This is a genomic window from Pseudomonas sp. (assembly GCF_036387035.1).
Lineage (GTDB): Bacteria > Pseudomonadota > Gammaproteobacteria > Pseudomonadales > Pseudomonadaceae > Aquipseudomonas.
Window position 1 is genome coordinate 1 of the sequence record NZ_DASVUM010000079.1, and the last position, 12,125, is coordinate 12,125.

Sequence of the window (12,125 nt, forward strand, 5' to 3'; positions counted from 1 at the left end):
GGTGATCTTCACTGGCTTGTGAACACGCTGGCCGGTTGGCTGGCCCGACTGCGGGTCGCGCGGAATGAGCATTTCATGTTGAAAGCCCTGCACCATTACTTGATCTTCGTGACCTTCCTGATAAGTATTGCCAACTGAATCGGCAGTAAAAGCACCTGCCGTGATAAGGCCCTGTTTAGTGCCGGTGATGGACATATACGCTGGTGTAGCCATGAACGTGCTCCTTATTGATCACAAAATCCCATTAAGCCAATCCGCGTCATGGGTGCGATGATGTATCAAACTCCATGCCACTTGGCGCGCGCTCCTTATACGTACGGGGCATTGGCAGCGTTCTAACCCCTTGGCGCTACGCATGAGGCAACTTGGCAGGTTCAATGTGCGCAGGAAGTTGCGCACCTCTGCGCCATTCTTTGCCCACTGGCCTTATAGGCCTGTTGAGCAAGCCTCAAGCGCCATGGGTCCCTGTTTTTTTGTTTGAGGAGCTGCGCCAATTCTTGCGCGGAGTGGCTAATTAAGATTGCGCCTGAAGAATCGACGTATCCAATCGCCATGTGCGCATGAATTCATATTTGGAGAAACTTCCTACAGTAAAAGTGGAGTTATCGCGTTTATAGATAGCTTGATAGCGTTAAACACGCTGAGTATTATCTGCGGCCTCCAACAGTCAGATGTTTTGTTACATCTAACTAAGCAAGTACTTCCTGCGCTTATGCCGTTGGGTCAGCAGGTTTACCGTCTGTGTACGTTGCGTGTTAAAAACGAAGATTATCAATGCCCTGTTCAAGCCAACTTTTCGTTCATTATCTCGAAGCCGCTCGCGCCTCTGTATCGACAGAGAGCTTCGCGGGTGAAGACGTTCGCTTTTCAGATGAGTACGAAGCGTTGGAACGTGAGCTGAGCAAGGCTCGATCCCTGCATGGGAGCGGGCAGCCAGACTGGCTGAAAGTGCTGGAGCGAAGCGAAACGCTGCTCCGTACCCAGTCCAAGGATCTGCGCGTCGGGGCATGGCTTGCATGGGCCTTGTACCAGCGTGAGTCTTTTGAGGGGCTGCTGGCAGGGCTTGGACTTCTTGATCATCTGTGTGCGCATCATTGGTCCGAGATTCATCCCGTCAAGGCTCGCACGCGTGCCGCTGCCATTGGGTGGCTGATCCCCCGTCTCGAGCAGGCCCTGAGCGATGACGTCGCGATCAACGCGCCGTTGCCGTTGGTGGGCCGCCTCGTTGAGGTGCTCGAAAGCCTTGATTCGGTGTTTACCCGGCACATGGGCGACGAAGCGCCTTTGCTGCTGCCGATCTCTCGACGCTTGCGCAACATGGCCCGGCGTGCGGCGGATCACCCGGCCGAAGCCGCGCACGATGGCTTCATTAATACGCAGGTCGAGAAGGCTGCTGCTTCCCCATTCACCCCGTCTGCCCCGATCGACAACGAGAAGGACGCGCATAAGTCACTGCGTCTCCAGCAGGAGAGCGCGCGAGCTTTGTGTGCCTGGTGGCTCAAGCAAAAACCTTGCGACCTGCGCGCTTTGCGCTTGAATCGGACATTGCTGTGGTTGCCAATCGAGGCGCTTCCCGCGTGCAACCCGGAACACATCACTGCGCTTCACGGACTCCCCGCAGACAAGCTCAAGGGCTATCAGGACAGACTCAAACAGGCCGGGCACCCAGATCTGCTGGTTGAACTGGAGGCGAGCCTGGCGAAGGCGCCGTTCTGGTTCGACGGTCAGCGAATGGTATGGGAGTGCCTGCAAGGGTTGAATGCCGAGATGGCAATGCGCGAAGTCGAGCTTCATTTCGCGCTGTTGATTCAACGGCTGCCGGGTGTCATCGAACTGCGCTTTCACGATGGTGTGCCTTTTGCGGATCCGGCGACCCGAGCCTGGATCGCCGCCCGTGTCATGCCCCGGTTGCAGACCGAGAGTGCGTCCCGCAAACCCGAAGCGGGGGACACGCAGCCGGCGTATGAGTCTGTTCTGGAAGATGCCTGCTCGCTGCTGCGCAAGGACGGGCTCAAAGCAGCGGTGCAGCTGCTCATGCAAGCCATGCGCAGCGCCCGGGGCGAGCGTGCACGGTTTTGCTGGCAATTCGCTCTCGCGCGACTGTGCTTCACCGCCAGGAAATACGAACTCGCCAAGACCCAGCTCGAAACCCTTGATCGAACCCTGCAGGACCGAGGCATCAATGCCTGGGAGCCCGACCTTGCGCTGGAAGTGCTGTGTCTTTTGCACAGCTGTTACGAACTACTGCCGCGTGGGCATGGTGACGGTGACGGTAACGGCGACGGTCAGCGCAAGGCAGAGGTTCATCGAAGGCTGTGCCACCTCGACCTCGAAGCAGTACTTGAATAGCCCTCAGGGCCTTGATTATCAGGAGAACGGCCATGGCCAAAGAAGGATCGGTAGCGCCCAAAGAGCGCATTAATGTCACGTTCAAGCCCGCCACGGGTGGCGCGCAGGAAGAGATCGAACTGCCACTGAAGCTGCTCGCCATCGGGGACTACACACTGCGCAAAGATGACCGAAAAGTCGAAGAGCGCAAGCCGATCGGCATCGACAAGATGACCTTTGATGACGTGCTGGCAAAGCAGGCGCTGAGCCTCACGCTGAGCGTGCCCAACCGTCTGCTGGAGGAAGAGGGCAACGACGAGCTGGCGGTGCAACTGCATGTCAATTCGATGAAAGACTTCAACCCGGCTTCGCTGGTCGATCAGGTGCCGGAACTGAAAAAGCTCATGGAGCTGCGTGACGCTCTGGTGGCACTTAAAGGGCCTTTGGGTAACGCGCCCGCGTTCCGCAAAGCCATCGAGGGCGTGCTCGCCGATGACGAGTCCCGCGGTCGCGTGCTGGGTGAGCTGGGCCTGAATCCCGCTGCCCGGGATATCTGACCCCATCAGCCAAGGAGCAACGCCATGAGCAGCACATCAACAACGCAGCAGCAGAACAATCAGACCGGCGAATACAGCATTCTCGACAGCATTATCGCCGAGACACGTCTGCCCCGTGATGACGAGGCCTACGACATCGCCAGACGCGGCGTGTCGGCGTTCATCGAAGAATTGCTCAAACCCCAGAACGCGGGCGAGCCGGTCAAGAAGGCAATGGTTGACCGCATGATCGCCGAGATCGATGCCAAACTCGGCCGTCAGGTGGACGAGATAGTGCACCACCCGCGCTTCCAGTCCCTGGAGTCGTCCTGGCGTGGGCTGCAGCTACTGGTCGAGCGGACCGATTTCCGCGAGAACATCAAAATCGAGATGCTCAACGTGTCCAAAGAGGATCTGCTGGAGGATTTCGAAGACTCGCCGGAAGTCATGCAGGCCGGCTTATACAAACACATCTACACCGCCGAATACGGCCAGTTCGGTGGCCAGCCTGTGGGGGCAATCATTGCCGACTACTTCCTGTCTCCCAGCGCGCCAGACGTGAAACTGATGCAGTACGTTTCAAGCGTCGCCTGCATGTCCCACGCACCGTTCATTGCAGCAGCGGGCCCTAAGTTCTTCGGCCTGGAAAGCTTCACCGGTCTGCCCGACCTGAAAGACTTGAACGATCATTTCGAAGGCCCGCAGTTTGCCAAATGGCAGAGCTTCCGCCAGTCCGAAGACGCCCGCTACGTGGGCCTGACCGTGCCGCGGTTCCTCCTGCGCAATCCATACGATCCGGAGGAGAACCCGGTCAAGTCCTTTGTTTACAAGGAAACCGTTGCCAACAACCACGAGCACTATTTATGGGGCAACACGGCGTATGCCTTCGGCACCAAGCTGACGGACAGCTTCGCCAAATTCCGCTGGTGCCCGAACATCATCGGTCCACAGAGCGGCGGCGCGGTCGAAGATTTGCCGCTGCACCACTTCGAAAGCATGGGCGAAATCGAAACCAAGATCCCAACTGAAGTGCTGGTGAGTGATCGTCGTGAATACGAGTTGGCCGAAGAGGGGTTTATCTCGCTGACCATGCGCAAGGGTTCGGACAACGCGGCATTCTTCTCCGCGAGTTCGGTGCAAAAACCCAAAGTTTTTGGCACCAGCGCGGAAGGCAAAACGGCAGAGCTGAACTACAAACTCGGCACCCAGCTGCCGTACATGATGATCGTCAACCGCCTTGCTCACTACTTGAAAGTCCTTCAGCGCGAGCAGCTTGGGTCGTGGAAAGAACGTACCGACCTCGAGCGGGAGCTGAACAAGTGGATCCGGCAGTACATCGCTGACCAGGAAAACCCGAGTGCCGAAGTCCGCGGCCGCCGTCCGTTGCGCGCCGCTCAGATCATCGTCAGCGACGTCGAAGGCGAGCCGGGTTGGTACCGCGTCAGCCTGAACGTGCGCCCGCACTTCAAGTACATGGGCGCCGATTTCACCTTGTCGCTGGTCGGCAAGCTGGACAAAGAGTGAGGGGGTCCGACGCATGACTGGATACGGCAGCCTTTTCGAACGCCTGAATGGCGACGCAGACAAGCGCGTCGGCTGGAGCCGCGAGGACGCCGCCACGGCGTCAGTGGCCGCCCATCTGGCCAAGATGCTCAGTACGCGCGCCGGCAGCGTCCAGACCCTCGCCGACTACGGGCTGCCCGACCTCAATGACATGCGTCTGAGCCTTCATGACGCATTGACCCGCGCGCGGCTGGCGATCGAGCGCTTCATCGAGCGTTACGAGCCACGCCTGAGTCATGTCCGCGTCGTGGCCCTGCCGCATGACACCGACCCGCTTCGGCTCGCCTTTCGGGTTGAAGGGCTGCTGGAAGCAGAGGGTGTCAGGCGTCAGGTCAGTTTCGCCGCGCGGCTGGATGGCGGCGGCCAGGTCAAGGTCAGTCAATGAAAGCACGACCCCTGCAAGACCCCGCCATCCGCGGGTACCACTTGTTGACGCCATAAGGCGCCAACAGTCGGTTTCAATTCCGCTCACCCCTGAACTCACTACTGCCGCTCGAAGGTAACGCCGTTGTCGTTTACGCCCATTCCCGTGGCGTGGTTCACGGCGACATGAAGCCGAGCAACATCATGCTCAGCGAGGAGGGCGTGCGCTTGTTTGACTTCGGCCTTGGTCGGGCCGGGGAGGGCGTGCTGCCCGGCCTGCCGCAGCTGAGCCGCGAGCGTTTCCACGCCTGGACGCCGGGCTATGCCGCGCCGGAACTGCTCGAACGCCAAACGCCTTGTGCCAGCGCTGATGTGTACGCGGTCGCGTGTGTGATCTTCGAGCTGGCGAGCGGCAAACATCCCTTTCGCCACATGCCCTTGACCCAGACGCGTGACGCCTGGCTACGGTGTGTGTTGCAAGCGCCGAACCATCTACCGAAACGCTGCTGGCCTGCCTTGAGGGGCGCGTTGTCTGACGTGACTTCGCGCACCCTGACGGCGGCGCAGTTGCGTGATGCCCTTGCGGTCAATCGCTGGCGGTGGCGCGGCTGGACCCGCTGAGCGCGGCCAGCCCGTCACCGGGCCATGAAAGCCGACAGCTCCTCGGGCGCCCCGGTTGGAAACGCACGCCGCAGGTAGTCGAGGAACGCCGACACCCGCGCGCTCAACAACCGGCGCGACGGATACAGGGCCCAAAGGGCGACGGGCGGCGCGTCGATGTCGCCCCAATGCACCAGCGTTCCGTCGCGCAGGTCCTGGCCCACCAGCGACACCGGCAAGCGGCCGGCGCCCACGCCCGCCAACACAGCGTCGCGCACCATGACCAGCGAAGACAGGCTTAGCACCGGGTTTATCGGCATACGGGTTGGGCCGCCCGGCGCGACAATATTCCAGACGAGGTTGCGGTCGGTGCGGCCCCTGATCACTGCCGCGACTGCCACGTCGGGCGATGTGCGCACCAACTGCGGGCTGGCCACCACGACCAATCGGTCGTGCATGAAAATGCGGCCGATGAGGCTTTCGTCGACCTCTGGATTGACCCGGATCACCAGGTCATAGCCTTCTTCGACCATGTCGACGGCGCGGTCTTCGGTGGTGACCTCAAGCCGGACGTCCGGGTGCTCAAGGGCAAAGCCTGCCGCCAGCTTGCCCATGGCAGTCTGGGCAAAAAACAGCGGCGCGCTGATGCGCAGACTGCCCTTGGGGCGAGCACCGCCCGAGGCGATGGCCGCGGCGGTCTCGTCGATTTCCGTGAGCAACGAACCTGTGCGTTCGAACAGCGCGCGGCCTTCCTCGGTCAGCTTCAGCGTACGCGCGCCGCGCTCGAACAACCGCAGATCCAGGCTGCGCTCCAGCTCCGCGACCCGACGCGACAAGGTGGCTTTAGGCCGTCCGGTGGCACGCTCCGCGCGGCCAAACCCGCCATGCCGGGCGACGAGATTGAAATCAGTGAGGGCGAGCAAATCCATGGGTTCACCTGAATAAGAAGGCGGGCGATGGTGCGTGACGCGGGACGCACGCGCGGTAGAGGCCGGAATGGACTGTTCCACAGATGGAACAAGGTGTCTAATTTTGGCGGCTAGCGGCTCGCTGATGATCCGTCGATAGTGGCGTCTCCAGTCCCATCCACTACGGTGAATCCTCATGACAATCCTCGTAACAGGCGCTACCGGCCGAGTCGGCAGCAAAGTCGTTGAACAGCTCCTTAAGCGTGACGCGCAGGTCCGCGTCCTCGTGCGTGACCCTTCGAGCACCGAGTTCCCTGCGCAGGTTGAGGTGGTGCAGGGCGACATGCTCGACATCGATTCCCTTCGTCGTGCCTTTGCCGGTGTCTCTACCTTCTTTTTGCTCAACGCCGTGGCGGCCGATGAATTTACCCAGGCGCTCATCCTGCTCAACATTGCCAGAGAGGTCGGCGTCAAGCGGGTCGTTTACCTCTCGGTCATCCACGCCGACCAGTTCGTCAATGTGCCGCACTTTGCGGTGAAGTCCGGCGCCGAGCGGATGATCCAGCAGATGGGCTTCAGTGCCACGATCCTGCGCCCAACCTACTTCATCGATAACGACGAAATGGTCAAGGAAGCCATCGTCGGCCACGGCGTGTACCCGATGCCGATTGGCAGCAGAGGGCTTGCCATGGTCGATGCCCGTGACATCGCCGAAGTGGCCGCCATCGAGCTGATCCGGCGTGATCAGGCAGCGGATGAACTGGCCACCGAAACCATCAATCTGGTGGGCCCCGACACGTTGACGGGCGCGGACGTTGCCGCCATCTGGACGCAGGTGCTCGGTCGCCCGGTAGTCTATGGTGGCGATGACCCGACCGGGTTCGAGCAGAACGTCGCGAACTTCATGCCCAAGTGGATGGCGTATGAAATGCGCCTGATGGCAGAGCGTTTTGTCAGCGACGGGATGATCCCCGACACCGGTGACGTGGCACGCCTGACCGGGATTCTGGGCCGTGAACTTCACTCGTACCAGGCATTCGCAGTGCGCTTGGCACGCTCCGCCTGAGCATTAAATATCGCGCCTTCGCGCTGACACTTGGTACATGAAAAAAAGGCCCGCATCGTGCGGGCCTTTTTTGTGTCAGCAGAATAGCGTCTCGCCTCTCAACAAGGCGGGATGACCCATCAACTGACGGTCGGCGGCGGCTCTTTGCTCAGCCCCTCGTTGATCAGCACCATGCTCTGCGGTGCAGACAGTGCGATGCCCATTTCCCGCAGACGCCCCAGCACGGTGAATAACAAGTCACTGCGCGCGCCGCCCACCGAGCGCGGGCTGTTCACGTAACCGGTGGCGCTGATGATCAGTCCGGTGTTGGTCAGGTCTTTGAACGTGACTGATGGCGCCGGCGTATCGAGCACGGCTTCATGCTCGGTGAAGGCCTGCAACAGCAGTTCGCGGATCTGCAAGACATCCGTTTCCAGCGGCAGCGTCAAAGAAATCCCGACGACACCCAACGCATTGCCCATGGTCACGTTACGCACGTTCTGGGTAATGAACTGCGAGTTCGGCACGATCACCGTGGAGCGGTCGGACATCTGGATCTCGGTCGCACGCACGTTGATCCGGCGAATATCACCCTCGACCCCGGCCAGACTCACCCAGTCCCCAACCTTTACCGGCCGCTCGGTCAGCAGGATCAAGCCGGAAATGAAGTTCTGCACGATGGCTTGCAAGCCAAAACCGATCCCTACCGACAGCGCACTCACCACCCAGGTCAGGTTGGTCAGGCTGATGTGCAGGGTGGACATCACCACCGCCACCACCAGTACGAAGCCGATGTAGCCGATCAGCGTCACCAGGGAAGCCTGCATCCCGGCGTCCATGTTGGTTTCCGGCAGCAGCCGTTCGCCAAACCATTCCTTGAGCACGCGCACGCCGAACAGGCCGGCGACCAGACAACCCAGTGCCAGCAGGATGTCGCTCGGGACGATGTTCAAGGCACCAAGGGATTTGTCAGTGACTTCCATCCGGGTGAAGCTTTCGAGCAGCTCGCCCGGGCTTGAACCCGACGGCAGGAAGGCCAGCAACACGGCTGCCAGCAGTAGCAGGCTGCGACCGACGCCCGCCAGAACGGTGCTGGCCTGGGCCTGATGCCGTGGCGACAGGCCCAGCGCCGAACCGAGTGCCATGCCGCCCGGTTGCTTGGGCGAGAGCAGGTTTTCGCAGACGTCGCCGAAGAAGGCGACCAGCAGGTAGGCGGTGGACGCCACGACGCTCATCCACAGCAGCTTGACCGCCAGAAAGTAGGCCAGCGTCAGGTAGCCGCTCAGCAACGCCAGCAGGCTCAGACCGACCCAGACGGCAACCACGAAGGGAATCAGCCCGGCAAGGCCGCCCGGACGCTCCAGCGCAAAACGGCGACGGGTGCGGCGGTAGCGCAACAGGCCGAAGAAAAACACCAGCGACACCGCCAGTGCCGTCAGGCCATTGACTGCGACGGTCAGCGCCAGGCTGCTGGCGATGACGCTGTTGATGCGCTCCTGGGTGCCGATGATCATCAGCGCCAGGGCCAGCACGGCCGGGAATCTGCCCATGGCCGTGGCGATTTCGTCCGGGATTTTCGGCAGCCGCCACGAAGGGTGCGGCAGCATCAACAGCGCGCGGCCCAGGCCGACGATGAAGGCGCAAAAGGTGATCAGGGTCTGCAGTTGGTCGAGCAGGTTGACCACGTCGTTGCTGAGCACCGCGTTGGTGACGATGCCCCAGCGCAGCAAGGAGGTGGCGGCGGTGATCGTGAGCACCGTCGCAAGCCCGACGGCCAGCGCCAGGGCGCTGCGGCGCAAACGGCCTTCGGGCAACCCACGGACCATCAGGCGGATCAGCAGGCGTTCCAGCAGGCGGCGCAACACCACCCAGATCAGCAGCGCGCCGAGCACAACGCTGGCAAACAGCATGCGGTTACCGGGCGCCAGTGCGCTGGTGAACACGCTGCGGACGTCATTCAGCAGACCGTTCATGCGCCTGAGGTCGTCATCGGTCGGCCGAATCAGGGTGGACCAGAACGCCGAACTGAGCGGGCTGGCCGTGCGCGTGCTGATTTGCGAGTCGAACAGGCTGCGGCGCAGGCTGAAAATCTGCGTGGCCAGATCCCTGGCTGACTGACTCAGCGCATTGGTCTGCTGCTCGTCGCTGACCAGGGCGTTTTTCTGGGCGGTCAACGCCTTGCGCTGGCTGGTCAGGGTGGCGGCTTCGTCCGGTTGCACCGGGCCGAGAATGTTCAGCTGATCGTTCAGATGCTCAATGTCGACTGCCTGTTTGGCAGTCAGGTCATCGGCTTGCTTTTGCACCTGCAGCGCGGCCTGGCGCAGGCTCGACAGCAAATCATCGTTGGCGCTGACGGTGACCTTTTGCCGGATCTGGTCGAGCTGCTCGCTCAGGTCATCCAGGCTCGGCGCCTCTGCCTCGGGGGCGTCGCTCTGGCTGGCGACCTTTGGCGCGACCTGCGGTGCGGACGCCGCCTGTGCGAAGGTCGGCAAGGTAATACACAGCAAAAGCAGGGCGAACAGTCCAGCGCAGAAGCGGTTCAACGTAGCGTGTTGCATTCGGGCTCCTTCAGGGCGTTAGGCGGCGTGGCGCTTGACCGGTCGCGCGCGAGGGGGCGGATCATAGCAAGGATTGGGTTGCGAAAACCCCGCCAGATGCAGCCGTCCCTCGGAAGTCCGAGGGCCTGCGGTGACCACCACTTCAGTGGTTGCACGTGCTCCTACAAACTGCGAACCACTGTCCGGCCAGCCAGGGTCATGCGATCTTCACCCTCGGCGGCACATGATCACTGTCGTCAAAACCACATGGCCCATGCCCGACGGGCTCTTCCCACGTCGCACGAGGTAATACGATGACGACAGACAAAACCCAAGTGGATCTCGCCCATCGCCCCCGGCTGGCCGATCTTCAGCCCATCACCGCGACGCCGTCGGTGCACGCCAGCGCGTTGCGTTCAACCTCGCAAGCGCGGGTCACCCCGGCGGCGCAACTGGAAGATCGATCGGGCTACAGCGACGATTTTCTCGGGGCGTTCATGGTGCCGTGGCCGACCCCGTCAGTGCCGGACGACGTGTTTGCTGTCGGCAATACGGGCAACCGTCTGGACTACACGCATTTTTCCATCAGCATGTCGCGCAGTCGGCGCGTCGCGCTGTACGTCGGCGTGAACATCGAGGGCGCCAGCAGCGTCGAGATCGTGCGGCAGCAGGACACCTGGGCTTACGATGGTCGTCTGCCGCTGGAGGCGCAGATCGGCGACGACCTTTACCGGGACAACTTGCTGGATCGCGGTCATCTGGTCCGTCGGCAAGACCCCAACTGGGGCGACGAGGCACAGACTGCCAACCAGGACACCTTCCACTTCACCAACTGCTCGCCGCAGATGTCCGCCTTCAATCAAAAAACCTGGCTGGCGCTCGAAGACTTCATCCTGACAAACACCCGCCGCTGGAAAGAACGGGCGACGGTCTTCACCGGGCCCGTATTACGCAGTGACGACCCACTGTACCGAGGGGTGCAAATACCTCGGGCGTTCTGGAAAGTCGTCGCGTTTCTCGGCGACGACGGCAAGCCCTCCGCCAGCGCGTACCTGATCGATCAGACCCGTGAGCTGGACCAGCTGGAGCTGGTCTTCGGCGCACTCAGGACCTATCGACGCAGCGTCACGCAGATTGAGCAACTCACCGGTATCACCTTCGGCGAGCTGGCGCGCTATGACGGGTTTTCCAATGAAGAACAGATCACTGGAACCCGTATCGAGGCGTTGATCCAGGGGCCGGAGGATATTCGGTTGTAGTTTTTCACCCCGACGCTCAGCGCCGGCCGTTGCTGTCTGGCAGAGCGCGACCGCCGAATTTCGATGCAGAATGTGCAGCGTTGCGCAAAACCACAAAAGAATCGGATCCAAAGGGAATTAATCGTTGAACAGGCTATCTCTTACCGCCAGGACACAGAATGTCTCTGCCCGGTTTTATTCCCTTTGGAGATCCAACGACAATGACTGTCTCACTCAACCGCCAGTGGTTACTTGCCCTTGCATTGCCGCTTTTGCTGACCGCCTGCGGCAGCAGCGAGCCTGATCAGCGCGCCGCATTCAAGCAATTCCTGCAGACCCGCATCATCGACAAGCCCGGCGTGCACGTGCCGAAGCTGACCCCGGACGAATCCAAATCGTTTGGCGATTACAGCAACCACTATGCCGTAATCACTGACTTCAACAGCGGCATGGACGCCAGCGTCAAACCTCTGGGCGGCTTCGTCCAGAAAGGCGCGTTTCGTTCACTGGGCGACGTGATCGAGCGCCGCGACGACCTCAAGACGGTGCAAGCCGGTTTGAATGACATGGTCGTTCAGCTCAAGCAACAGTTGGCTAAAGCCGACAGCGCCCATGCCCAGCTCAAGCAGCCCGAAGACCTGAAAACCGTCTACGACAGCGCCTATGACCGCACCGTCAGCGTACCCGCCAACACGTTCCTGACCGTGGTGCCGCAGATCAACGGCACCCTCGACTCGGGCCTGAAAGTGGCCGACTACGTCGACGCTCACGCCGCGCAGATAAAGATCAACGGCGCGATCGTGCAGGTGACGGACGCCAAGGTGCAGGCTGAATTGAACACGCTGCTGCAGGACCTGAACGCCAAGGCGAAGGTGGTTCAGGACGCGCAGACACGCCTGCAAAGCGTCATGCTGGGTCGCTGAAACTCGACACCCGCGGCTTTGTCGCTCAACGCGCAAGTCCCGGGTTCTTTAAACCACGCAAAGGGCATCGCACCTTTGTTCAAG

10 protein-coding genes and 1 pseudogene are annotated in these 12,125 nt (G+C 61.1%); 8 read left to right on the forward strand and 3 right to left on the reverse strand.

Going from position 1 to position 12,125, the window contains the following annotated elements:
* Nucleotides 1-213, reverse strand: a 213-nt coding sequence (gene tssD, locus VF672_RS07200) for a type VI secretion system tube protein TssD (protein ID WP_331103099.1), incomplete at its 3' end; no start/stop codon positions are given.
* A gap of 561 nt (nt 214-774) precedes the next feature.
* Here tssD and tssA point away from each other — a divergent pair.
* The 5 genes and pseudogenes from tssA to VF672_RS07225 form a co-directional block, all read left to right on the forward strand.
* A complete protein-coding gene (gene tssA / locus VF672_RS07205) occupies nt 775-2,349 on the forward strand; it encodes a type VI secretion system protein TssA (RefSeq protein WP_331103101.1) in 1,575 nt (524 codons plus the stop codon).
* 32 nt (nt 2,350-2,381) lie between these two features.
* A complete protein-coding gene (gene tssB, locus VF672_RS07210; RefSeq protein ID WP_331103103.1) occupies nt 2,382-2,885 on the forward strand; it encodes a type VI secretion system contractile sheath small subunit in 504 nt (167 codons plus the stop codon).
* Nucleotides 2,886-2,909: 24 nt separating this feature from the next.
* Nucleotides 2,910-4,388: a type VI secretion system contractile sheath large subunit gene (tssC, locus tag VF672_RS07215; protein ID WP_331103105.1), complete on the forward strand. Its 1,479-nt coding sequence runs from the start codon at nt 2,910-2,912 to the stop codon at nt 4,386-4,388.
* A 13-nt stretch (nt 4,389-4,401) separates the two neighbouring features.
* A complete protein-coding gene (gene tssE, locus VF672_RS07220) occupies nt 4,402-4,812 on the forward strand; it encodes a type VI secretion system baseplate subunit TssE (protein WP_331103107.1) in 411 nt (136 codons plus the stop codon).
* A gap of 125 nt (nt 4,813-4,937) precedes the next feature.
* Nucleotides 4,938-5,411: pseudogene (locus VF672_RS07225) on the forward strand (protein kinase domain-containing protein); the annotation flags it as partial.
* A 14-nt stretch (nt 5,412-5,425) separates the two neighbouring features.
* Here VF672_RS07225 and VF672_RS07230 read toward each other — a convergent pair.
* Nucleotides 5,426-6,319 (reverse strand): LysR family transcriptional regulator, encoded by an 894-nt coding sequence (locus VF672_RS07230; RefSeq protein ID WP_331103109.1) that lies wholly within the window; start codon nt 6,317-6,319, stop codon nt 5,426-5,428.
* Nucleotides 6,320-6,494: 175 nt separating this feature from the next.
* Between VF672_RS07230 and VF672_RS07235 the strand changes: the two genes are divergently transcribed.
* On the forward strand, nt 6,495-7,364 hold the full coding sequence (locus VF672_RS07235; RefSeq protein ID WP_331103111.1) for an NmrA/HSCARG family protein: 870 nt from the start codon (nt 6,495-6,497) through the stop codon (nt 7,362-7,364).
* A 119-nt stretch (nt 7,365-7,483) separates the two neighbouring features.
* On the opposite strand, the gene VF672_RS07240 is transcribed toward VF672_RS07235, so the two are convergent.
* The gene (locus VF672_RS07240; protein WP_331103113.1) at nt 7,484-9,901 is read right to left on the reverse strand and encodes a DUF3772 domain-containing protein; all 2,418 of its coding nucleotides are present in this window, start codon (nt 9,899-9,901) and stop codon (nt 7,484-7,486) included.
* Between the two features lie 293 nt (nt 9,902-10,194).
* Between VF672_RS07240 and VF672_RS07245 the strand changes: the two genes are divergently transcribed.
* Nucleotides 10,195-11,139 carry a DNA/RNA non-specific endonuclease gene (locus VF672_RS07245; protein WP_331103115.1) on the forward strand — a complete coding sequence of 315 codons (945 nt, stop codon included), beginning with the start codon at nt 10,195-10,197 and terminating at the stop codon, nt 11,137-11,139.
* A gap of 200 nt (nt 11,140-11,339) precedes the next feature.
* Nucleotides 11,340-12,041 carry a DUF3053 domain-containing protein gene (locus VF672_RS07250; RefSeq protein WP_331103117.1) on the forward strand — a complete coding sequence of 234 codons (702 nt, stop codon included), beginning with the start codon at nt 11,340-11,342 and terminating at the stop codon, nt 12,039-12,041.
* Nucleotides 12,042-12,125: the final 84 nt, after the last annotated feature.